This is a genomic window from Snodgrassella sp. B3837, from assembly GCF_026535955.1.
GTDB lineage: Bacteria > Pseudomonadota > Gammaproteobacteria > Burkholderiales > Neisseriaceae > Snodgrassella > Snodgrassella alvi_E.
In genome coordinates, this window is record NZ_JAFNPI010000006.1 from 431,466 (window position 1) to 456,269 (window position 24,804).

The 24,804-nt window shown below is 44.3% G+C and carries 20 protein-coding genes; 9 read left to right on the forward strand and 11 right to left on the reverse strand.

Annotation, left to right across the window (positions count from 1 at the left end; translation table 11 throughout):
* The first annotated feature begins 11 nt into the window (after positions 1–11).
* Entirely contained in the window at positions 12–1,367 is a 1,356-nt protein-coding gene (locus J3U67_RS02950; protein WP_267403687.1) for an MFS transporter, read from the forward strand.
* Positions 1,368–1,546: 179 nt separating this feature from the next.
* Here the strand turns inward: J3U67_RS02950 and J3U67_RS02955 are convergent, their stop codons facing one another.
* A complete protein-coding gene (locus J3U67_RS02955; protein WP_267403689.1) occupies positions 1,547–3,277 on the reverse strand; it encodes a cation:proton antiporter in 1,731 nt (576 codons plus the stop codon).
* Positions 3,278–3,610: 333 nt separating this feature from the next.
* Here J3U67_RS02955 and J3U67_RS02960 point away from each other — a divergent pair, with 333 nt between their 5' ends.
* The gene (locus tag J3U67_RS02960) at positions 3,611–4,549 is read left to right on the forward strand and encodes a Dyp-type peroxidase (RefSeq protein WP_267390081.1); all 939 of its coding nucleotides are present in this window, start codon (positions 3,611–3,613) and stop codon (positions 4,547–4,549) included.
* A 103-nt stretch (positions 4,550–4,652) separates the two neighbouring features.
* Positions 4,653–6,155, forward strand: coding sequence for a cation:proton antiporter (locus J3U67_RS02965; RefSeq protein ID WP_267390080.1), 1,503 nt, complete (start codon positions 4,653–4,655; stop codon positions 6,153–6,155).
* Between the two features lie 78 nt (positions 6,156–6,233).
* On the opposite strand, the gene thrC is transcribed toward J3U67_RS02965, so the two are convergent.
* Together thrC and J3U67_RS02975 are read right to left on the reverse strand one after the other, a co-directional pair.
* Positions 6,234–7,646 (reverse strand): threonine synthase, encoded by a 1,413-nt coding sequence (gene thrC, locus J3U67_RS02970; protein ID WP_267390079.1) that lies wholly within the window; start codon positions 7,644–7,646, stop codon positions 6,234–6,236.
* Positions 7,647–7,687: 41 nt separating this feature from the next.
* Positions 7,688–8,035: a hypothetical protein gene (locus J3U67_RS02975; RefSeq protein WP_267390078.1), complete on the reverse strand. Its 348-nt coding sequence runs from the start codon at positions 8,033–8,035 to the stop codon at positions 7,688–7,690.
* A gap of 164 nt (positions 8,036–8,199) precedes the next feature.
* Here J3U67_RS02975 and J3U67_RS02980 point away from each other — a divergent pair, with 164 nt between their 5' ends.
* From J3U67_RS02980 to recX, 4 genes are all read left to right on the forward strand, one after another.
* Complete coding sequence (locus J3U67_RS02980; protein ID WP_267390077.1) at positions 8,200–9,513, forward strand: replication-associated recombination protein A; 1,314 nt, start codon at positions 8,200–8,202, stop codon at positions 9,511–9,513.
* Positions 9,500–10,570 (forward strand): aldose epimerase family protein, encoded by a 1,071-nt coding sequence (locus J3U67_RS02985; protein WP_267390076.1) that lies wholly within the window; start codon positions 9,500–9,502, stop codon positions 10,568–10,570. The genes J3U67_RS02980 and J3U67_RS02985 overlap by 14 nt, the downstream gene beginning before the upstream one ends.
* A 152-nt stretch (positions 10,571–10,722) precedes the next feature.
* On the forward strand, positions 10,723–11,430 hold the full coding sequence (locus J3U67_RS02990; protein WP_100139940.1) for a phosphoglycolate phosphatase: 708 nt from the start codon (positions 10,723–10,725) through the stop codon (positions 11,428–11,430).
* Entirely contained in the window at positions 11,427–11,900 is a 474-nt protein-coding gene (gene recX / locus J3U67_RS02995) for a recombination regulator RecX (RefSeq protein WP_100139939.1), read from the forward strand. Before J3U67_RS02990 ends, recX begins: the two co-directional genes overlap by 4 nt.
* Before the next feature lie 134 nt (positions 11,901–12,034).
* Here recX and panS read toward each other — a convergent pair whose 3' ends face one another.
* The 6 genes from panS to aceE all read right to left on the reverse strand — a co-directional run bounded on the left by panS (position 12,035) and on the right by aceE (position 21,102).
* Positions 12,035–12,988, reverse strand: coding sequence for a ketopantoate/pantoate/pantothenate transporter PanS (panS, locus tag J3U67_RS03000; RefSeq protein WP_267390074.1), 954 nt, complete (start codon positions 12,986–12,988; stop codon positions 12,035–12,037).
* A gap of 32 nt (positions 12,989–13,020) precedes the next feature.
* Positions 13,021–13,287 (reverse strand): 30S ribosomal protein S20, encoded by a 267-nt coding sequence (gene rpsT, locus J3U67_RS03005; RefSeq protein WP_025330392.1) that lies wholly within the window; start codon positions 13,285–13,287, stop codon positions 13,021–13,023.
* A 129-nt stretch (positions 13,288–13,416) separates the two neighbouring features.
* Entirely contained in the window at positions 13,417–14,535 is a 1,119-nt protein-coding gene (locus tag J3U67_RS03010) for an AI-2E family transporter (RefSeq protein WP_370387135.1), read from the reverse strand.
* A 257-nt stretch (positions 14,536–14,792) separates the two neighbouring features.
* Entirely contained in the window at positions 14,793–16,547 is a 1,755-nt protein-coding gene (gene lpdA / locus J3U67_RS03015) for a dihydrolipoyl dehydrogenase (protein WP_267390072.1), read from the reverse strand.
* A gap of 112 nt (positions 16,548–16,659) precedes the next feature.
* Entirely contained in the window at positions 16,660–18,285 is a 1,626-nt protein-coding gene (gene aceF, locus J3U67_RS03020; protein ID WP_267390071.1) for a dihydrolipoyllysine-residue acetyltransferase, read from the reverse strand.
* A 108-nt stretch (positions 18,286–18,393) separates the two neighbouring features.
* Entirely contained in the window at positions 18,394–21,102 is a 2,709-nt protein-coding gene (gene aceE / locus J3U67_RS03025; protein ID WP_370386417.1) for a pyruvate dehydrogenase (acetyl-transferring), homodimeric type, read from the reverse strand.
* A gap of 896 nt (positions 21,103–21,998) precedes the next feature.
* Between aceE and J3U67_RS03030 the strand changes: the two genes are divergently transcribed.
* Both J3U67_RS03030 and J3U67_RS03035 read left to right on the forward strand, forming a co-directional pair.
* Positions 21,999–22,967: a DnaJ C-terminal domain-containing protein gene (locus tag J3U67_RS03030; protein ID WP_267390070.1), complete on the forward strand. Its 969-nt coding sequence runs from the start codon at positions 21,999–22,001 to the stop codon at positions 22,965–22,967.
* Positions 22,968–22,982: 15 nt separating this feature from the next.
* The gene (locus J3U67_RS03035) at positions 22,983–23,249 is read left to right on the forward strand and encodes a chaperone modulator CbpM (protein ID WP_100139932.1); all 267 of its coding nucleotides are present in this window, start codon (positions 22,983–22,985) and stop codon (positions 23,247–23,249) included.
* Between the two features lie 32 nt (positions 23,250–23,281).
* On the opposite strand, the gene mtgA is transcribed toward J3U67_RS03035, so the two are convergent.
* Positions 23,282–23,977: a monofunctional biosynthetic peptidoglycan transglycosylase gene (mtgA, locus tag J3U67_RS03040; RefSeq protein WP_267403692.1), complete on the reverse strand. Its 696-nt coding sequence runs from the start codon at positions 23,975–23,977 to the stop codon at positions 23,282–23,284.
* The gene (gene aroE / locus J3U67_RS03045; RefSeq protein WP_267390069.1) at positions 23,974–24,777 is read right to left on the reverse strand and encodes a shikimate dehydrogenase; all 804 of its coding nucleotides are present in this window, start codon (positions 24,775–24,777) and stop codon (positions 23,974–23,976) included. Before aroE ends, mtgA begins: the two co-directional genes overlap by 4 nt.
* Between the last annotated feature and the right edge of the window lie 27 nt (positions 24,778–24,804).

The following is a 24,804-nucleotide window of genomic DNA, read 5'->3' on the forward strand; positions in this document are numbered from 1 at the left end:
ATGATACACACATGAACTTTGCCGAAAGGCGAGCAACATGGGGATTAGGAGCGGTTTTTTCATTGCGCATGCTGGGCATGTTTATGGTTTTGCCGGTACTGACCACTTATGGAATGACATTACAAGGAGCCAATGAAAGCCTGATCGGGCTGGCTATTGGTATTTATGGCCTGATGCAGGCGTTACTACAGATTCCTTTTGGCTTATGGTCAGACCGTTTTGGACGCAAGCCACTGATTGTGGGCGGTTTGATAATCTTCACTCTGGGCAGCATCATTGCCGCTGTAACCACCTCAATCTGGGGCGTGATTTTGGGACGAGCTTTACAGGGTAGCGGCGCAATTGCCGCAGCCGTAATGGCTTTACTTTCAGATTTAACTCGTGAACAGAATCGCACTAAAGCGATGGCTTTTATCGGCATCAGCTTTGGCATAACATTTGCATTGGCCATGGTATGTGGCCCAATTATCACACATGCATTTGGTTTACACGGTCTATTTTGGGTCATTGCCTCACTGGCAGTAATCGCTATTGCACTGACTTTATTTTTTGTACCTGTGAGCGATGTTCATGTGCTCAATCGTGAATCTGGTATCGTGAAGGGTAGCTTTGGCACTCTACTGCATAATGCACCCTTACTCAAGCTAAACATAGGTATTTTTTGTCTGCATTTTCTACTGATGTCTACCTTTGTTGCTCTGCCTTTGCAACTTGAACAAGCAGGATTTCCAGCATCCAAACACTGGCAAATTTATTTATACACAATGCTGATTGCATTTATTACGGTATTGCCACCGATCATTTATGCAGAAAGTAAGCGCCGGATGAGACGAGTTTTTATCATATGCGTTGCCGGTCTGATGCTTGCAGAAACAGTTTTATGGCTGGCCAATGTTTCCTTTTGGTCCCTAATTTTAGGTGTATTGTTGTTTTTTATTGCGTTTAATTTGATGGAAGCCTTGCTGCCATCTTGGGTAAGCAAAGAAGCGCCTGCCGGTTTTAAAGGCACAGCAATGGGCATTTACGCTACGGGACAGTTTCTCGGAGTAGCCTGCGGTGGCACCATCGGAGGCTGGCTGGCTGCACATTGTGGTGCTCATTCAGTTTTTTTGTTTGGTACAGGATTAGCTGTGGTGTGGTTGCTGCTAAGTTTTACTATGCAGGAACCACCCTATCTGGCTAGTCTGCGCTTGACGCTGGGCAGCAATCAGATTTTGCCCGAAAATGCACGCCAACAATTATTGCAGCAGAATGGTATTAGCCAAGTTTTGATTGTGCCTGAAGAACACAGTATCTACATTAAAATTGACAGTAAAATTACCAGCCGCCAACAGTTGGAAGTTTTTATCAACTCCATCTGCAGATAGGTATCTATTAACAAGACGGTTTTTCCGTATCCGGCTCATAGTTTAAATTAAAATAGCTGCCAGAATAAAACTTACGCTAATTATTTATTTCTAAACAGTTTTATTTTTAGACTTGGCCGGATTTTATGGCGTTCAATATTGATAATTTCTTTCTACCATTTCTCACAGGAATGAAGAATTTATGCCTGCTCAAAGGCCTGCATAATTTCCTGTGCTAGCACAATCTGGCTATCAACTACTTTTGTAGCACCAGCTTGGATAAATAATTGCTTATCCTGTTCATATCGGCTAAACGTCACGATTTGCAATTGAGGATTGAGTGCCAGTGCAGCTTTGATAATTGAAACAATCTCTGTTTTATTTTGGATGGTAATAATCAAATTTCTGGCTTCGGACACAAATACTGCATCAAGCATACCATCAGATAAAGCGTGTCCGTAAGCCACTGGTATCTGACGTGCTCGTAGTTCTGTTACCACGTCAAGCCGGTTTTCCTGAACATATACCGTTTCATTCTGAGTATGCAAATGCCTGATAATTTCCTGCCCTACCGGACCAGCACCAACAAGGACGGTATGATTGCTTACAGCTGGCGCAACAGCCATGTCTTCATCAACAAAATAAATCGATACCGGTTTAATGGGAGCAGCCACTTTTGCATGAGGCTTATCAGACATCATTCCGCTGTCAATCACGCCTGGTGCTGCTGAGGTAGCCTGTTGATTCTGTTTTTCTAGATACCGGTTAAGCCAGACAAACAGAAAAGGATTACAAATAATGGAAATCAGGGCACTCCCTAATATCACATCGCTGGCCAAGGGAGGCAATATTTTGTATACCGACCCTAAGCTGGCTATCATAAAAGAAAACTCCCCAATCTGCGCCAATGCTACGGCAATGGTTAATGCTGTTTGTGGCGGATAACCAAATACACGCACAATCAGAAATGCGCCTGCACTTTTGCCGATTACCACAACCAGCAGGGTTGCTATGAGCAATAAGGGTTCACGAATAATAATACTGGGGTCAAACAGCATCCCTACTGAAACAAAGAACAAAACTGTAAAAAATTCTCTCAATCCGCTCGAAGCATCTTCAGCTGTGTGATTCATACTGGTTTCACTGATGATGGCTCCAGCAAAAAACGCACCCAGTGCAAATGAGACACCGAAAAGATAATTGGCTAATATGGCGCAACCCAGTGCTACGGCTATAACCGCCAACCGGAATAGCTCTGGACTACCGGTGCCTACTACACGCTGTAAGGACCAGGGTATGAGACGGCGCCCCAGAAACAGCATCACTACCACAAACGCAATAATCTGAACACTGGTTTTGCCTAGTAAATAAAATAAATCAGCACCCGAAACACTTCCTTGTCCTGATAATACCGGCGCAAGCGCCGGAATCATGACCAGCACAAACACCATGGCTATATCTTCCACAATGAGCCAGCCAGTGGCAATGCGTCCTTGCGTAGAATCCCCCAGATGCCAGCGCTGCAAAGCAGCTATTAAAACTACCGTAGAAGCACAAGATAAAGCCAGCCCAAACACAATTCCGGCACCAGAGCTCCAGCCGGCCAGCCATGCCAATAGCCAGCCTAACAGGGTAGCCAGTGCAATCTGTATCAGTGCTCCAGGAATGGCAACACGTTTGACTGCAAGCAAATCGCGGATAGAAAAATGTAAACCCACTCCAAACATGAGCAAAATTACGCCCAACTCTGCCAGCTGCTGAGATAAATGCATATCAGCAGTAAAACCTTTGGTGTACGGTCCGACAATAATCCCTGCAAAAAGGTAGCCAACCAAAGGTGGCATACGTAATTTGTGGGCTATATAACCGAGTATAAAAGCAAAAAATAATCCGCCTACAATGGTTTCTACCAGTGGAAATGAGTGGTGCATTGATTTCTCAGGGTAATAATCAGTAATAGTAAGTAATCTATATTAACGGATAATTTTTGATAAATAAAAGCTTTTCTCAGCTTTTCATATATAATTAGCGTTTTTTATCTAATCTTTGCATATATTATAGTTAAGTATCCCCATTTATTAATTGCATTAATGAAGGGGACATCAAATTGTACTTATTTCGAAGCCATATTCCGTATTCTTAGTTGAATATGGAAATATTATTTTTCTGCGCGAAATAGTTAAAATTTTTTAAATTTGTGTCTGCCTTGTACTTAATAAGGTTAGTTAAATTTACTATAATATTGGTTTAGGAAAGTTTTATTAATGACTATAAACAGGATACCGCCGGTAGTTGCCTATCCGGGTAAAAGCGCTTTGTTTATTACGCTTGGCATTAAGGACAATGAAACAGCAGTTGCTGAAGTTCTTGATTTTATCACCGGTTTTTCAGCTTTAATACGCAGTCTACATGGCCGTTTTCATGATGAACATTTCAATGCGTTAATGGGGATTGGTTCGGATGCGTGGGACAGATTGCGTCCAGCGAAACCCAAACCGAAAGAGCTAGTGCCTTTTACTGAAATCAAAGGTGCTAAGCATACTGCTGTGGCCACACCAGGCGATTTATTTTTCCATATTCGTGCAGACCGTCAGGATATTTGCTATGAAATGGCCGCAATGATCCATGAAATTCTGGGAGAGGCCACTTATCCGATAGATGAGGTCAGCGGATTCCGTTATCTGGATGGGCGTGCCATTATTGGTTTTGTCGATGGTACTGAAAATCCTGACGACGAACGCAAAATGGATTATGCCGTGGTTGGTGATGAAGATCCGCTGTTTCGTAACGGTAGCTATGCTTTCACTCAGAAATACCTGCACAATATGCAGGCATGGCGACAATTATCAGTTGAGGAACAAGAAAAAACTATCGGTCGGCGCCGATTCAATGATATTGAACTTTCCGATGAGGAAAAACCGCAGACAGCTCATAACAATGTCAGCAAAGTTTATGATGCTGAGGGTAATGAACTAAAAATAGTTCGCGCAAATGTTGCTTTTGCCCATCCATCGAAAAATGAATATGGTACATTCTTTATTGGCTATGCCCGTTCATTTGCTGTTACCCGTCAGATGGTTAAACAAATGTTCACCGGTAATGCAGAAGGACATGTCGATCGTCTGCTGGATTTCAGTACCCCAGTGAGCGGCAGTCTATACTTCATACCTTCTCCTGATTTAATGGATGAATTTGATTCGTAAGTTACTTTTGCATGTTTTATTCAAGGGGAACCTGCTCGAAACTGCGACAGATTCGGTTTAACTCTAATTTATAACATCATCTCAATAAAGGAAAACTGTTTGCATGGGTAGTGTACTTTTTTTACAGGCCATCACCGTTATTTTTTCGTTGTCCATAGTCACAACGCTATTAAATAAACGGTTGTTTGATATGCCACAGGCCATCGGTGTGCCGATTGTTTCCGCAATTCTTGTATTCGCTCTGCAATGGGGTATGAATTTGTTCGGACGCAATCATTTTATTCATGTGGATATCCAGGCGTTGAAAGCTGCGGTTGGCCATATTAATTTTTATGATTTTCTGGTTAACGGTGTAATCTGTTTTATCCTGACTTCTTCTGCCCTCAAATTCAAGATTTCCGATTTAAAACGCTACTGGCGTCAGATATTAATTTTAGCCACTCTGGGTTTGCTGTTGTGTTCCGTACTGTTTGGCGGGCTGCTTTATGCTTTCCAGTTTCTGGTAGGAGATTATGTCCCGCTGCTCGTGCTGCTACTACTTGGTTCTGCCCTCGGTGCCACTGACCCTATCGGTATCAAGGGCGTACTGAGCTCAGTCCGCACACCTCGGCATCTGATGGTTAAGCTGGAAGGTGAATCTTTATTCAACGATGCAATGTGTATCGTGGTGTTTATGACCATTTTAACGCTGATTAACGGCCAGCATGTATCACCCATAGGTGTGATTGAGAATTTCTTCTATGAAATTATTGTAGCCGTGATTATCGGTTTTATCTTTGGTATCGGCGCATTACGCCTTCTACACGGTAAACATGAAAATGAATCACTGATTTTAGCCACTGCCCTGCTCGCTTCTGGTTCATATCTGGTAGCCTATTTTGCCCATGCTTCCGGCCCAATTGCCTGCGTGGTTGGTGGTCTGATTGTCGGTAATAAATGGCAGGAAGTATTGCAGAAAAAAGAAATAGATGATGTTAATAATTTCTGGCATGCGGTAGAAGGGATCATCAATTCTTTCCTATTTACCCTGATTGGTCTGGAACTTTTTATTGTAGACATGAGCAAAACGCTGGTTATCGGCGGTATTGTTGCATTCGTGTTACTACATCTGAGCCGCTTTATCGGCAATATTCTGGCCTTTATGCTGTTTCCTAAAGTGCATAAGAAAAGCTACCACGGCAGCCTGACCATTCTGTCATGGGGTGGTGTGCGCGGCGGTATTTCTCTGGCTTTGATTCTAGCCGTAGCCAATATGCCGGCATTGGCGAAATACAGTGATATTCTTGTTGGTTATACTTTTATCTGTGTATTGCTATCAGGTGTAGTATGTGGTCTGGGGTTACCGGAAGTATTGAATGCGTTTTATTACAATCCAGACGAGCCGAAAACCGGTTTTCGCGGCTGGTATCAGCGTCAGTGTCATCGTTTTAACCGCAGTGGTGTGATGTATACTATTGAAGATCGGTCTGATGGTTCAGAATATATTTCTGTTTATAATCCGATTGCTGTAGCTACCGCTGCTGCTGACCCGAGTGAAGAGATTGCTCTGACACCAGAAGAATTAAAACAGAAAGTAGACAAATTGGAAAATCCGGATAATTTTTAATCCGAATCTAAAAATGCCGGCTTGATTAAGCCGGCATTTTTATTAAGTGTTTATTAAGCTATATAAGCCAAACTTTATTTATTTCAATTGTGCCTCTATAAATTCTCGTACTGCTGCGGCATCGTTATCCATGATGGTAACACGCTGTGGTAAATCTTCCAGCCCAGCCAAATTATCTGGCCGCGGGATTTTGACATTATCACCTACGGCTTCATGGATGGTCTGGGCAAACTTAGCTGGCTGTGCTGTTTCTAGACAAACAATAATTTCACCAGCTTCGCGCAATTGCCGTGCAACTTTTACACCATCAGCAGTATGCGGATCTATTAGCTCGCCGTCTTCTGCATAAACTTGTGCAATAGTATGCAGACGGTCAGTATGTGTGCTTTTACCAGCAGCAAAGCCATACTGTTTGTGGATTTTGTCGAGCAATGGGCTTAGGTCAAACCCGCTGCCAGTGGCTACCTGTTGCCAGAGCTGCTGCACTTTAGTGCCATCGTGGTCCAGCAAGTCATATATAAAGCGTTCGAAATTTGAAGCTTTGGAAATATCCATCGAAGGGCTGGAGGTAACAAAAGTATGTGCTGCATCCCGCGGACGATAATGACCAGTATTAAAAAATTCGTTCAATACATCATTTTCATTGGTGGCAACTATCAGACGGTGAATGGGCAGACCCATACTTCGCGCAATATGTCCGGCCAGTACATTACCGAAATTACCGCTTGGTACGCAAAATGATACTTTCTGCTCGTTACTGTTGGTGGCAGCAAAATAGCCTTTAAAATAATACACCACTTGCGCCACTATCCTGCCCCAGTTAATCGAATTAACCGTACTCAGATGGTAATCTGCCTTGAAAGCATGATCATTCTGTAAAGCTTTCACAATGTCCTGACAATCGTCGAACATACCTTTGATAGCGATATTGAATATATTGTCATCCTGCAAGCTGTACATTTGTGCACGCTGAAAATCGCTCATTTTGCCAAAGGGCGATAACATGAACACATTTACTCTGTCTTTACTCCTCAAGGCATATTCAGCTGCAGAACCAGTATCACCGCTGGTGGCACCGATAATATTGAGATAACGGTTTTCACGTCCAAGCACATATTCAAAGAGATTGCCCAATAACTGCATGGCCATATCTTTAAAAGCTAGTGTAGGGCCGTTTGATAGCGCTTGAATATTGACACCGTCATGCAACGTTCTCAGAGGCGTAATTTCATCGTTACCAAATACATCTGCAGTATAGGTTTTGCTAATGATTGTCTGTAAATCCGCTTTAGGTATGTCAGTAGCAAATAAGCTGATGATTTGCAGAGCCAGCTCAGCATAGCTCAATGAGCGCCAGTCATGCAGAGTAAATGCATCGATATGTGGATAGCTTTGTGGCAGTAACAATCCACCATCATCAGCCAGCCCCGCCATTAATGCCTGACTAAAGCTTTTTGGTGCTGTCTGCCCTCTGGTACTAATGTATTTCATTGTTTCTCCTGTATGATTCTGAAATCATATCTGAACCATAGTTAATAACGCTGCATTCCGTAGCTGCATTTTTCAGCCTCTGATGCAATTAATACACTTACATTCTGCTGGCGATTTTGTGGATTGACCATTTTGATTACTTCTTCGATGCTGAACTTACGTTTGTTTTGCTCAGCAATACAACTACAATACTGTTTACTCACTCCAGAAAGGTCAATTGTACCGAGTCCACGGATAAGCAGTGGCTTACTCAGCTGAAGCTGACACTCATTATTAATCATGTAACCAGCTATGCCGGAGATCAGTCCGTATTCTGCTTTTTTATCATATTGAATACCGACCCCTATCACTACCACTACAAAAACCAGCAGAAACAATATTTTATTCATGAATTTTTGTCAGTTGCATTATAATCAAACCCGAATACAACCACCCTTTTTTAAGATATGTAATCACACGATTATACACGCAATGTAAAATCTGAATAGCGGGCAAACTTCTTTCAATCAGGTACAATATCTTACACGAATTGCCGTGTACAGAATGACACGATATGGATTTATTTAATCAAAAACCTTTAGCCCCACTGGCAGAACAGTTACGTCCGCAGAATCTGGATGAAGTGATCGGCCAGCAACATCTGATTGGTGAGGGTAAACCATTACGGGTCGCAGTTGAAACTGGACATCTACACTCTATGCTGTTGTGGGGTCCTCCTGGCGTAGGTAAAACCACACTGGCACGCATTCTGGCACAGAGTTTCAATGCTCAGTTTATTCCATTGTCAGCGGTTTTTTCCGGTGTCAAGGAAATTCGTGCGGCGGTCGAAAAGGCGCAGCTGGCATTACAACATGGTCAGCGCACTATATTGTTTGTAGATGAAGTACATCGCTTTAATAAATCTCAGCAGGATGCATTTTTACCCTATGTAGAAAACGGTCTTTTCACATTTATTGGCGCCACCACTGAAAACCCCTCTTTCGAAGTGAATCCAGCTCTTTTAAGCCGCTCACAGGTTTATACGCTGCATTCGCTCAGCATTGAAGAATTAAAACAGCTTCAGCAGAAAGTATTCAGTCTGCAGGCTTTCAAAACATTCAGTATTGATGAGGATGCTCAGACACTCATTCTCAACAGTGCCGACGGTGATGGTCGGCGTTTTCTAAATCTTCTGGAACAATTAATTCACACTGCACAGGCTCAGCAGCAAAGTGTTATCAGTGCAGCATTAACGGCCAGTAGTCTTGGCACACAGCTGCGTCGCTTCGATAAAGGTGGTGACAGCTTCTACGAACAGATTTCTGCTTTACATAAGTCTGTACGTGGTTCCCATCCTAATGCCGCTATTTACTGGTTTTCACGCATGCTCGATGGTGGCGCAGACCCGCGCTATCTGGCAAGGCGCATTATCCGTATGGCGTGGGAGGATATCGGGTTGGCAGATCCTCGGGCAATGCAAATAGCGAATGATGCTGCCCTCACTTATGAGCGTCTGGGCAGCCCCGAAGGCGAACTAGCTCTAGGGCAGGCTGTATTGTATCTAGCCTGTGCTGCCAAAAGTAATGCAGGATATATGGCTTATAATGAGGCACGTGCATTTGTTAAACAGCATCCCTCCAGTGAAGTGCCTGTACATTTGCGCAATGCATCTACTAAGCTGATGAAAGAGCTGGGTTATGGCAGAGAATACCGTTATGCACACGATGAACCCAATGCTTATGCAGCTGGTGAAACTTATATGCCAGACGGTATGGAAGAACCGTCTTTTTATCAGCCAGTAGCACGCGGGCTGGAAATTAAAATCGCGGACAAGCTGGCATTTTTACATAATCTGGACGAAGAGGCCGGTCAGAATGCAAACAAATAAGCAATCACTTTGTACACTTGAAACCCAGCCATTTGGCTTGATAGATGGAGACAGCGCCACACTATGGACATTGTCCAATAGCAACGGCATGAAGGTATCGATAATGGATTTTGGTGCCATTATTACTTCAATTGTAATACCAGACCGAGACGGCAATTCAGTGGAATGTGTACTGGGCTTTGATAATGCTGAAGACTATGCCAGCAATAGCTATCGAGCCAACAATCCGCATCTGGGAGCAGTAATCGGGCGACATGCTGGCCGTATCAGCCATGCGAAAGCAAAGCTAAATCAGGAATGGATTCAGTTGTCACCCAATCAGGGCGAGCATCACATGCATGGCGGATTTTGCGGCTTCGACCAGAAATGGTGGACAGTGCATACCACGCACACAGATGACGAATGTGCTTCCATCACGTTGCAATTATTCAGCGCCGATGGAGAAGAAGGCTATCCCGGCAATCTGAACGTTCAAGTTTGTTATACTCTGACAGCTAATAATGAGTTAAATGTTGATTTCAGCGCTGAAACAGACCGAGATACGTTGATTAATCTTACTCAACACAGTTATTTTAATCTGGCTTTGCGAGAAAATACTGTCAGCGAGCATCAGTTATGGTTGTTACCTATGGAAGTAATTGATACAGATGCAGATATGATGCCTACTGGTGAGGTTTCTAAGGCACCAGCAGCTCTGGATTTCCATTCTGCCCGCCCTATTGGCAATAGTGTAATTGATACTGCCTATATCTTACCTCCTCATTCCAATCAAAGCATTGTAGCGAGTATTAGCGCGCCAGATACGGGACTTTCAATGGCGGTTAAAACTGATGCACCGGTAATGGTGGTTTATAACGCCCAGCATCTAACAAAACAACCGATACCGCAACGTAAAGCACTGCAACCATTTGCTGCCATCTGTTTTGAACCGCAGGGTTATACCGATGCAGCAAACCAGCCAGCTTTTCCCAATAATATTCTCCGGGCCGGGACTACATATAAACAGCATATCAGCTATATATTTAGCCGCAATCCTATCCAACCCATATGTAGTTAACCCTACTTAGACCTACACCTGCTGGATGAAGGCAAATTAAGGTGTAAAATCTTTGATTGCTAAACAGAGTAAATCCAGTTCGACTAAGGACCATATCGGTACATTGCTCGTGATAAAATGAATACGTCTTTTACCAACCCATATTGCTTAGCATGAAATGGAATGATATTCAGGCCATAGCATTCGATCTTGATGGTACGCTGGTCGATTCAATTGCCGATTTGTGTGCAGCGGCCAATCATATGCGTGCCGAAATGAATCTGGCACCCTTACCCGCAGAAGAACTCACCAGCTACGTAGGCGATGGTTTGTCTAGTCTGGTGCATCGGGCGCTCAGTGGAAGTAAAGACGGACAGGCTGATGAAGCTAGCTGGGCACAAGGTTTTACTGCATTTATTGCTTATTACCGTACTCATCTAAGTGTTCATACCCGTCCCTATCCTGAGGTTGAAACCGCACTAGCTCTATTTCGTAACAGGGGATTACCCTTAGCGGTAATTACTAATAAAAATGAAATTCTTGCAGTGGAATTATTGTGCGAACTGGGACTGGCCGATTCTTTTAGTTTAGTGGTAGGTGGTGACACACTGAGTGAAAAGAAACCCTCCCCTATGCCCTTATTGCACACAGCCGAAGTATTAGGTGTTGCTATTCAGAATTTATTAATGGTGGGTGATTCAGCAAATGACATTCTTGCAGCCAAAGCTGCCGGTGCCTTAAGCTGTGGCGTAACTTGGGGCTATGCCGATATGGGACTACTGGCACAAAACCCCGATACCAAACCAGATATCATTATTGACCATCTGCCTCAGATTGATGATGGCATGCGGCATCATGGCGATAGTGAAATCCGCGCATGAAACCAAAAATCAGCTTACGCGGCCGTGCCATTGCTATATTGGCACGGCAAGAAATCAGCCGTGCTGAGCTGACACGTAAATTACGCCCGCATGTAGAAGAAAACGATGATATTGAATCTTTGCTAGATGAACTAGCCGAGCGGCACTGGCAATCTGATGCTCGCTATGCGGAAACCTACATCAACAGTAAAAGCCGTATACACGGCAATCTGCGATTACAGCAAAGCCTTAAACAAAAAGGAGTTAAAGCGGAGCTGATTGCCGATTATCTGCCAAACAAAGCGGAACAAATCAGTAATGCAGTCGCTGTTTTACAAAAAAAATATCGCCGGCCTCCATCTGATTTAAAAGAAAAGCACAAATATATGCATTTTCTAGCCTATCGTGGATTTAGCATGGATATTATCAATACAGCTATGCATCGTGCTTGGGAAGAGAGTATTCTTCCAGAGGAAGAGTTTTGGGAATAGCGTATAAAAGGCAATAAAAAAATTGATGGGTTTGATGAAAAAAGCTGAATTAGTTACGCGCTCAGTTTTTGGCAAATCGCGATAATTAAAAAGTCCGGTAATTGGCCGGACTTTTTAATTATTGACAGACTATATCAATGCAGACTGACATCTTCACGTTTCACTTTGTCATTACTGGTGCCGGTAGGTTTGGTTGACCAGTAACCTGCAAGAAACGAACCGGAAATATTATGCCACAGTGAGAATATTGCTCCGGGAATTGCAGCCATTGGCCCAAAGAAATTCGTGCCTAATACTGCAGCCAGACCTGAGTTCTGCATACCTACTTCCAGTGCAAGGGTACGACAAATGGATTTATCAAAACCAAACAGCCGTCCACCCCAATATCCACCAATCAGCCCCAAACCATTGTGCAGAATTACGCCAAATACAACAATAGCTGTTTCAATCCCTATTTTATCACTGCTCAGCGAAACTACCGTTGCCAATACAAGGATAATTACGCACATGGTAATCAATGGCAATGAGGGTACAATTTTTTTTACTTGCTGCGGGATAAAATAATTTATCCCCACTCCGATAGCAATCGGTAATGCCACAATAAGCAGAATTTCCTTGAGCATATTCACTACCGGTACAGCAATAGAAGCTGCAATGTACAATTTAGCCAGTAATGGCGTAGCAAAAATACCCACTACAGTAGACAGCGCACTGATAGTTACCGAGAGTGCAACGTCCCCTTTAGACAGAAATACCATAACGTTGGAGGCAGTACCACTGGCTACGCATCCTACCAGCACCATGCCTGCTTGCAATTCCGGCGACATGTTAAGCAATCTGGCTATCAGCCAAGCAGCCAACGGCATAATCAGATAATGCAGGCCAATACCGGCCACGATTGGTGCCGGCCGTTTTAATACACGGGTAAAATCGGCTATTTTCAGCGTCATGCCCATGGAAAGCATTACCAGCATCAGCATTTCTGAAATATAAGGTTTCAGGGGTGCGAAAACAGCAGGATTCAGATAGGCGAAGATAGAACATAAGGCTGCCCACAGTGGGAACAGCCTTGTAATGATAGCAATCACGAGAATTTTCTCATGTAATAACAGTAATCAGCTTAGGCAGCCATTGCTTTGATTTTGGCAGCCAGACGGCTTTTATGACGTGCAGCTTTGTTTTTATGGAAAACACCTTTATCAGCAATGCGATCAATCACTTTAACGCTTTCGCTGTAAGTAACCTGAGCAGCGGCTTTATCACCAGCTTCAACAGCTTTCAATACTTTTTTAACCGCAGTGCGAAAAGCGGTACGCAAGCTTGCGTTGTGAGCACGTTGTTTTAGTGCCTGACGAGCGCGCTTACGAGATTGTGCACTATTGGCCATCAATATCTCCTAACATACATATACAAATCATGAAACGCCGAATTTTAATGACTTCGCAGCATAAATGCAAGTGCCCTTGTTGTTTTTTAGCTGGCTTCGGCTGGTGGCAAGTAATTAAGATTACTTAGCTTACTCGTGTTTTTCGTCCTTGATGATGGCATTTTCCGGCAGCTGGCGGAAGTAATCACTATGCCAGTATGCTTGTGTACCTTCACGTATCAGTACCAAGCATACGGCAGCCAGAGGTAGCGCCAGCAGCATGCCTACAAAGCCCAGCAACTGTCCAAAAGCCATTAAGGAAAAAATTACCCAAAAAGGTGACAGGCCAATGCGGTCACCGACAATTTTCGGCGTAACGAAAAAACTTTCCAGAAACTGGCCAATTGCAAACACGCCCCATACCATCAGTAGTCCTGTCCAGCCATTAAACTGCAATAAAGCTGCCAGCGTAGCCAGCAACAATCCGGTAAATGCACCCAGATATGGTACAAATACCAGCAAGCCAGCCACCATGCCAATCGCAAATCCTGATTCTAGTCCTACCAGAGCGAGTCCCAAACCATATACCAGTCCCATAATGACCATCACTAATAATTCACCGCGCAGAAATTCACCCAGCACAGTATCCATATTAGTGGAAATGCGATTGTAAACCGGAAGGGCTCGGCGAGGAATCAGGTGGCGGATACCGGCTGTCCAGCGGTTCCAGTCGAGTAGAAAGTAGTACAACAGGAATGGCAATAACAACAGATTGGTTATCCATTCCACCATGCCGCTGCCATGCTGCCATACTACTGGTAACACTTTCGAAGCAGCATCCTTAATGCTGGCATTGTGGGTTTGAATCCATTGACCAACATAGCGGGACATATAATCAGCATCCCAGCGCAGGCGAATATGAAAAGTCTGATTCAGCCACGGAACCAGTTTATGATGAACCCAATTGAGAAAATCTGGAAGCTTTTCATAAATGCTGTCGAGCAGGTTAATCAGCATTGGTACGACAATCAGTAGCAATACCACGATTACACTCAGCCCTAGCAGCATCACGAGCATGGCTGCAATAGAGCGTGGGATCTTCAAACGGCGCAATTTTTCTACCAGCGGATTAAGAATATAGGCCAGAACCCCTGCTGCTACAAAAGGCATTAATATCGGTTTTAGTCCGATAAACAAACTGATGGTGGCCAGTAGTACTAGCGCGCCAATAATCCATGGAGTAACAGGAGAATGTTTTTTGCTGTTGATATTCATTAAATATACTCTTGCTGATTAAAAAATAAGCTTGCAGCAATAATCAGGCAGTAACCTGCCTTTTATTATTCTAATAATAACTGAATAAATAACGTTCTGAAATAATTTATCTGCAGAGGTGATTATATCTGTAAATATTACGTAATGATAATTGAATAAGCTATCTCATCGATTTCTATCCTCACTGCCCAATAAAAAAGCCAGCTGTTCGAACCAATTCGAACAGCTGGCTATAACAAGCCCTCAACAGCTTATTTTTTACGCTGTGGCGGTAAATCAGTACAGGTTCCCATGGCTACTTCAGCAGCCATGCCAATAGATTCACCAAGTGTTGGATGCGGATGAATGGTACGGCCGATATCGTCTGCATCACAACCCATTTCAATGGCCAGACAGATTTCTCCAATCATGTCGCCTGCACTGGGGCCGACAATGGCACCACCAATAATCAATCCACTATCGGCATCGAAAATTAGTTTCGTCGCGCCCTCACTGCAACCATTGGCTACAGCTCTGCCAGAGGCTGCCCATGGAAACACTGCTTTAGTGATTTTGACACCATCTTTTTTAGCCTGATCTTCGGTTATACCAGCCCAGGCCACTTCTGGATTAGTATAGGCCACACCAGGAATTACCCTTGCGTCAAAATAAGCTTGATGACCGGCGCAGTTTTCGGCAGCAACGTGACCTTCATGTACAGCTTTGTGCGCTAGCATTGGTTGGCCGACAATATCTCCAATTGCATAAATATGCGGCACATTAGTACGCATCTGTTTGTCTACATTGATAAAGCCACGGTCGGTGACCGCTACACCGGCATTTTCAGCACCAATCAGCTTACCATTCGGGGCACGGCCGGCAGCCACCAGTACTAGATCATAGCGTTGTGGTTCAGCTGGTGCTTTATCACCTTCAAAGGTAACATAAATACCGTCTTCTCTGGCTTCCACTGCTGTAGTTTTGGTGTTCAGCATAATATTATCGAAACGATGTTCGTTTTTCTTTTGCCAGATTCTTACCATATCACGGTCAGCGCCGAGCATCAGGCCACCCATCATTTCCACTACATCTAGGCGTGCACCGAGCGTACTGTAAACCGTGCCCATTTCTAGGCCAATGATACCACCACCGATTATCAACATTTTTTCGGGCACAGATTTCAATGCCAGTGCACCGGTAGAATCGACAATGCGTGGATCCTCTGGAATAAACGGCAGATTCACCACACGACTGCCGGCTGCAATAATGGTGTTTTTGAAAGCCAGAGTAACTGTTTCGCCGGTTTCTGTTTTACCTTCGCCGGAAGTCAGTTTGACCTCAATGTGATGTGGATCGATATACCGGCCATTACCGCGGATAATATCGACTTTACGTGTTTTAGCCATACCGGCAAGACCACCTGTCATTCTGGCAACTACTTTTTCTTTGTAGCTGCGTAGCTGGTCTATATCGATTTTTGGAGCCGGATACTCAATACCATTGGCTTTAAGCTCTTTTACTTCATCAATCACTGCAGCGTTGTGCAACAATGCTTTGGAAGGGATACAACCCACGTTCAAACACACACCGCCTAGCGTGGCATAACGCTCTACAACTGCTACTTTGAGGCCTTCGTCGGCCGCAGCAAAAGCTGCAGAATAGCCACCAGGACCACCGCCTAACACGACTACATCATATTCAGCATCACTGCTGCCGTTGTAAGTGGCCGCTTGCGAAGCTGCAACTGGAGCCGTTTCACTGGCCGGTGCCGCTGCTTTGGCTGTTGCAGCTGCAGCTTCTATTACAGCAATCACCCCACCCTCAGAAATTTTATCGCCTACTTTAACTTTAACTTCCTTTACCACGCCGGCTATTTCAGCCGGTACATCCATCGTGGCTTTGTCAGTTTCCAGTGTAATGAGGGTATCGTCTACCGCAATGGTATCGCCCGTTTTGATTTCTACCGCTATGATATCAACATTCTGATAATTGCCAATATCCGGTACTTTCAGTTCAATTAAGCTCATGATCTAACCTTTTCCAGACTGCTGTATGTTAAACAACAGTATGTGCCTGTATTTCATGTATTCAGGCTGCCGAAAACGTTTCGGTTTTCAGGCAGCCTCCGGAATTGAAGTTTTACAGAGTAACGCGGCGGAAATCAGCCAGCAGCTGGCTGATAAATACCAGAAAACGCATGCCGGCTGCGCCGTCAATCACACGATGGTCAAAAGATAGTGACAGCGGACACTGTAAGCGCGGTTCGAACTCCTTACCATTCCAGCTTGGTTTAATCTGCGATTTGCAAACGCCAAGAATCGCCACTTCAGGTGCATTGATAATTGGCGTAAAGCCGGTGCCACCGATGCCACCTAGAGAAGAAATGGTGAAGCAGGCACCTTGCATTTCCTGTGGTTTGAGCTTGCCTTCACGTGCACGCTTACTCATGTCGGCAAGTTCCTGCGTGATTTCTTTGAGGCCTTTTTTATCAGCATTTTTGATAACTGGTACGACCAGACCATTCGGCGTATCAGCAGCAAAACCGATATTGATGTATTTTTTCAGTATCAGGTTATTGCCATCCAAAGATGAGTTGAATTCCGGAAATTCTTGCAAGGCTTTCACACAGGCCAGAATGATAAAAGCAAGCGGAGATACTTTCAGTCCTGCGCGCTCCCATTCTTTATTCAGTTGCTTGCGGAATGTTTCCAGTTCGGTCATGTCTGCATCTTCTTGCAGGGTGACATGCGGAATCATTACCCAATTGCGCGCCAGATTCTGACCAGATATTTTCTTGATACGGGACAGCTCTTTGACTTCGATTTCACCAAATTGACTGAAATCTACTTTCGGCCATGGCAATAAATCCAAACCACCACCCAGAGCAGTGCCAGCACCACCATGCTCGACTTTCTGCATGACTTCTTTGACAAAATTGCGCAAATCAAGCGGAGTGATGCGTCCTTTGCGACCGCTGCCATTTACTCGACCTAAATCTACGCCCAGCTCACGCGCCAGTTTGCGCACAGAGGGGCTTGCATGGGCTTTTTCAAACCCTTTTTCGTCGATATCAGAGCTGCCAAATGCTTGAGAAACATGGCTCTTTATTTCGGCGCGCAATTCATTGTTTTCTGCTGACGGCGTAGCTGCAACCTGTTTTTTGATTTCCGCAGCTTGTTTCTGATCCTGCGTAGCCGATTCAGCAGCAGGAGCAGAAACGGCGGCTACTTCAATGAGTGCACTGCCTTCTGATACTTTGTCACCCACCTTTACATGTACAGCGGTTACTTTTCCGGCCACTGTGGATGGGACATCCATGGTGGCCTTGTCGGTTTCGAGTGTAACCAGTGTCTGGTCTACTGCGACTTCATCACCTACTTTGATGTCTACTTCTATAACATCTACATTAGAAAAGTTACCGATATCAGGTACATTTACGGCTACCGGCTTGGCTGCGGTAGCTGCCGGTACTGTAGCTGCAGCTTTGGCCGGAGCTTCGGCCGTTTGCGTTGTAGCGGCTGCATCAGCAGCTTCTACTTTGACAATCACACTGCCTTCTGAAACTTTATCCCCCACTTTGACCAATACTTCTTTTACCACTCCTGCGTGGTCAGCCGGTACGTCCATGGTGGCTTTATCGGTTTCAAGTGTAATCAAAGTATCGTCTACGGCAATTTTATCGCCCACTTTTACAGCCACGTCAATGACATCGACACCGGTATAATTACCGATATCCGGTACTTTTATTTCTACAATCTGACTCATCATTATGTCCTTTGGTGACAGCAGGCTGTTGCCTGCGTCCGACAATCGTTAGCTTATACAGCCAACAAAACCTGCCTGAAACCCAAGAGGATTCAGGCAGTCGGTTCATTAGCGTGTCCAGCTCGGTTCTACATCAGCCTTGATACCATATTTGTTGATGGCATCCTGAACAACCTGTTTGCTGATTTTACCTTCATCAGCTAAGCCATTCAGAGCAGCCACCGCTACGTGGTAACGGTTGATTTCAAAGAACTCACGCAAATTGTCACGAGAATCACTGCGGCCGAAGCCATCTGTACCCAACACAGTAAATACATCTTGTGGGACGTAAGCGCGGATACGGTCGGCAAAGTGACGTACATAATCAGTAGAGGCCACCACCGGTCCTTCATGGCCAGACAGCAGTTGAGTAACGTAAGGTACTTTCTGTGTATCTGTTGGATGCAGACGGTTGTAACGTTCGATATTGATACCATCACGGTACAGTTCATTAAACGAAGTCACGCTCCAAACATTGGCTTCTACGTCAAAGTCCTGTTTCAGTAATTCTGCTGCAGCTATCACCTCTTGCAAAATTACGCCGGAACCCATCAGCTGCACTTTTAGTTTGTCGCCTTTAGCTTCCTGCAGCAAATACATACCGTTCAGAATCTGCTGTTCTATACCTTCACGCTGTGGCATGGCCGGATGTTTGTAGTTCTGGTTCATCAGAGTGATGTAATAGAAAACATCTTCACGGTCTACATACATGCGCTGCATACCATGCTGAATAATTACAGCTACTTCATAAGAGAATGAAGGATCATATGAGATGCAGTTTGGTATCAGTTCTGCTTGAATATGACTGTGGCCATCCTGATGCTGCAAACCTTCACCATTTAGAGTAGTACGGCCGGCAGTACCACCCAGCATAAAGCCACGGGCTCGTTGATCCCCAGCAGCCCAAGCCAGATCACCAATACGCTGGAAACCAAACATTGAGTAATAGATATAGAATGGAATCAGTGGATAATCGTTGTTTGAATAGCTAGTAGCAGCTGCTATCCATGAACTCATGGCGCCTGGTTCGTTAATACCTTCTTGAAAAATCTGACCATTTTTAGATTCTTTATAGAACATGAGCTGGTCATGATCCTGCGGTGTATAAATCTGTCCTTTCGGATTCCAGATAGCATACTGACGGAACAAACCTTCCATACCAAAAGTACGGCTTTCATCCGGTACAATCGGCACTACGCGCTTACCAATGTTTTTGTCTTTCAACAATGTGCTCAAGATACGCACAAACGCCATAGTCGTAGAAAATTCTCGGTCGCCACTATCTTGTAGTTGTGCGGCAAATTCGCTCAATGGCGGAATTGGCAGCTTTTCAGAATCGGGGTGACGATATGGTAGGAAGCCACCGAGCTGAGCACGACGCTCCTTCATATATTGCATTTCTTCGCTGTCTTCCGGTAAGCGGAAGAATGGCAGAGTGTGTTCCATCTCTTCATCGGTAACCGGAATTTCGAATCGGTCACGGAACTGTTTCAGCGATTTCATGTCCATTTTCTTAGCCTGATGGGCTGTATTTTGCGCTTCACCAGAAGCACCCATGCCATAGCCTTTAATGGTTTTAGCCAGAATCACGGTCGGACGTCCATCTGGATTGTTCACGGCTTCGTAGTAAGCTGCATAAACTTTATGCGGGTCATGGCCGCCACGATTCAGAGACCAAATTTCATCGTCTGACATGTTGGCCACCATGGCTTTCAGCTCAGGCGTATTGAAAAAATGCTCCCTTACATAGGCACCATTCTGAGATTTATACATCTGATAATCGCCGTCTACACATTCTTCCATGCGTTGTTTCAGCAGATTGTCTTTGTCCTGAGCCAGCAGTGCATCCCAGCGGCTGCCCCAGATTACTTTCAATACGTTCCAGCCAGCACCGCGGAAGTTGCCTTCCAATTCCTGAATAATTTTACCGTTACCACGTACCGGACCATCCAGACGCTGTAAATTACAATTCACTACGAAAATCAAATTATCCAGACCATCACGGGCTGCCAGTGCAATCGCACCCTGACTTTCTGGCTCATCCATTTCGCCGTCGCCACAGAATACCCACACTTTACGACCCTGTGTTTTGGCCAGACCACGGGATTCGAGATATTTCAGTAAGCGAGCTTGATAGATACCCTGTATTGGACCAAGCCCCATAGATACGGTTGGAAACTGCCAGAAATCAGGCATCAGCCAAGGATGTGGGTAAGAAGATAGGCCGTGGCCATGAACTTCCTGCCGGAAATTTTGCATCTGCTCTTCAGTTAATCGACCTTCTACAAAAGCTCTGGCGTAGAAACCGGGAGCACTGTGTCCCTGGAAAAATACAAGGTCGCCTTCCTGATTTTCTGTTTTACCATGCCAAAAATGATTAAAACCGACATCATACAAAGTAGCACAGGATTGGAAGCTAGCTATGTGGCCGCCCAATTCGAGATTTTTTTTGCTAGCGTTCAATACCAGTGCCGCTGCATTCCAGCGTACCAATGATCGAATACGATGTTCTAATTCATGATTACCCGGTGATTTTTTTTCTTTACCAACAGGAATAGTGTTGAGATAGGCGGTGGTGGCTGAAAATGGCATGTAGATGCCACGGCGGCGTATATAGCGCACTAAGCTTTCCATTAAATAATGTGCGCGCTCAGGCCCCTCTTCTTTTAATACTGAACTGAGCGAATCCAACCATTCCTGGGTTTCAATCGGATCGATATCTTGATCATGGAAGTCAGCAGACATAGCAATATCCTCTTTCATATGGGATTGAGTCATGAACAAAACACTTTATGTTGTTGCTATTTCATCTATTTATTTTCTTTTTATCATCAATTACTTTAATTGCTTTACCAAATTGATAAGAAAAAATACATATAAATTCAAACAACTTACAATAATTCAGCATAATCCAAACTGGATAAAAGCATACATTATTGTGATGCAACATACTGTATTTTCGCTTAAATCGTACCAGTGTAACAGGCAATCGGCAATGTCTTTTTACACCAATTTTCTGATTTAAAACAACCAAACATATGTTCACAAATTAGTATATATCAGCCTTTTAGTCTGTAGATTAAAGGACAAAAAAGGGTAATTCATTGGCGCATAAAGTAAATGAAAGAGGGATATAACCTTTAAAATGTTATGAGCATTAACATAAATCATTTACATTTGAATGATTTTAAAAACACAACGCTAAACAAAAAAAAATTATTCTATTAAGCTTAATTTTACACAGACCATTATGAATACAAATATTTTATATTCATTAATAACATATACATAATAAAACGTTTTTTAGATTACAGAATAAATCCTTCAGATCCACTGAAAAAATTTTCTGTATCTTTGTTTTTCTTATTTCTATTTAAATTTATTTTTATGTCGGCGCCTTATTCACATCGAGTTGTTAATTTGAAGATACGGGGCTGATTTTAGTCAGCATCGGTAAGTCCAATACTACATAGAGAAACTATAAAATACGGATTACATAAATCTGTAAGAAGGTATGCAGGTTTGATTCTGTTATCTGAAATTTCCTAAACCATGTTTATTCAGCTACTGCGAAAACCATGATAGTTAGGTACTTTAAACTTTAACCGTTTGTCCCCAAGTTTGGATACAATGCTAATTTGAAAATCTAAAAAAATCTGCACAAAGGACGGAACATGGCAGACCGCAATTATTATGAAATTCTGGGTGTAGACCGCAAAGCCAGCGACGATGATATTAAGAAAGCCTATCGTAAGCTGGTACGAAAATATCATCCGGATGTCAGTAAAGATCCAGATGCTGTAGCCAAAACCAGTGAAATTAATATTGCCTACGAAACTTTGCATGATAAGGAAAAACGAGCCGAATACGACGCTATGCTGGACAATCCGTTTGGCCATGGCGCCCAGCAACAGGCCGGTGGTCGTAGCGGATTTAATTATCAGCAATACGATTTTGACCCCAGCCATTTTGGTCAGAACGGTGCTTTCGGTAATGGTGATTTTCATTTCGACGATTTATTTTCAGCATTTGGCAGCCGTGGGGGACATGGTTTTCAGCAAAACCGTACTGGTCCGATCAAAGGAGAAGATCAGCATGCTGAGTTGGTAATTGACATCGATGCAGCCTACCACGGTGCTCAGCGCAACATGTCACTGGAAATGCCTACGCTCAATGCTCAGGGTCAGATGAGCTACGAGCGTAAAACCCTGAATGTTAAAATTCCGGCTGGTATAACAGAAGGACAACAAATTCGTCTTAGCGGACAAGGCTTGCCGGGTTTTAATGGTGGAGCAGCTGGAGATTTATACTTAAAAATCAGTTTCCGCAATCAGGACAACCTGTATGTACAGAATCGAAAGGATGTATACCAGCGCATCAGTGTGGCACCATGGACAGCAGCATTGGGCGGTAAAATTGACGTCAGCACACCTGCCGGCAAGTTAAGTATGAATCTTCCGGCCAACAGTCACAATGGTCAGAAAATGCGCTTGAAAGGCAAAGGCATACCAGCCAAAGAGGCAGGCGATTTGTATCTGCTGATTAATATCGTTCTACCCAAGAGCGACACCGAAGCTGACCGCGCCGCGTGGCAGGCATTGGCTCAGCACTATGCAGGTTTTCAGCCTGAGAACCACGTTTGATAGCAGGAGCGTAACATGAATAATATTCAACAAGATATAGAGTTAAGCTTTGACGATCTGGTTCGCGCCTGCGACAATCAAAGCAGTTGGGTACTGAGTCTGATTGCTGAAAGTGTCATTCCTGCAACTCAGAAACCAGAACTAGCACGCTACACTGGCTATCACATGGCAATTGCACGGCGTGCATGGCGCATTCACCGTGATTTCGATGCCAGTGCCAGTGCCACCGCCCTGATCTTGCAATTATTAGATGAAGTGGAAGATTTGCGCCGTCGCGGTTAGTACGGTATGGTTTTGATTCAGTGAAAGCAAGCTTACTGGTCGTTGTCTGGTAATTGTGCTGACCCCATCCGCCGTAAAATTACATTGGCTTTGCGGCGGATTTCCTTATCGTGCGGGTGGTCAGCGTAGTATAAAGGTCGAGGAACTCGAGCGGCCAACTTGGCTGCCTGTTGTGCCGATAATTGCATAGCTGTACGTCCGTAAATCGTCTCACTTGCCGCTTCTGCACCATATACGCCATAGCCCCATTCAATAACATTCAAGTACAAAGCGAAAATCCTGTCTTTATTCGTTGTGGCTTCCAGTAAGGAAGTGATTACTGCCTCTTCTGCCTTGCGCCAGTAATGGCGGCTTTCAGATAAAAACAGATTTTTGGCCAATTGTTGGCTGATGGTAGAACCGCCTGCCCGAATCATGCCCTGATGTTCATTTTTTTTAATTGCCGTACGAATGCCGTTCCAGTCGAAACCATCATGTTCGGCAAAGCGTGCATCCTCAGATGCAATTAGCGCTTTTTTCAGATTTGGCGAAATGCGGTTATATGCTACCCATTGGTAATTTAGTTCCGTATCAGGACGGGAAGCAGCCAGTTCATGCATACGCAGCAACATAAATACCGTACGGTGAGGTGCTACAGCACGGTAAGTTAAAAGGCTGCCATAAACGTATGCATTAAACAGCAAAAACAACGTCACCAGCATAATCAATAAACTGCGCACAATTTTCATCTTTTTTCCATTTCCGTGCGCATCTGCTCTGTTACCGGCCGGATATCCGGTCTAAATCCATGCCATAATTCGTAAGAAGCAGCTGCCTGTGCAACCAGCATTCCAAGACCATCTGCCAGCAGCGGACATCCTGCAGTCTTTGCCTGTAGTAGATACGGCGTTAGTTCCGCCGCATACATCATATCGTAGGCTAGTTTGGCCTTTGCCAGCACAGCAGATGGTATGGGCAAGGTCTGCCCGTATAAACTCCCAGAAGTGGCATTGATGATAACATCATATTGAGGTTGAATCTGATGATATTCACACCAACTTACTTCATGTTCCTGTGCCAACGACTGTACTTTGTGCACTGTACGGTTGGCAATGGTTAATGAAGCCGGATGTTGCTGCAAAAGTGGTTGAATCACTCCACGTGCCGCACCACCGGCACCCAATAGCAATATGTGCTGATTAAAGAGTGAAAACGACAACAACTCTTCAATCGCTCGCACTAGTCCAATACCATCTGTGTTGTCGCCAAGCAAACAATTATCATGCCAAAACAGTGTATTGACTGCTTTTGCTGCCTCCGCTCTGGAAGTTAGCTTATCGGCAAGCGTAAAAGCTTCATGCTTGAACGGCACCGTAACATTGGCACCAATGCCGCCTGCTGCAAAAAAAGCCTTTGCAGTAGCCGCAAATTCATTCATGGGTATCAAACGACGTTCATAGATCAATTCCCGCCCTTCCTGTGCAGCAAAAGCCTGATGAATCTGTGGCGAGCGACTATGCGCAATCGGATTTCCAAACACAGCAAACATAGTGTTCCGTTCCCCTCTGCAAAAAAA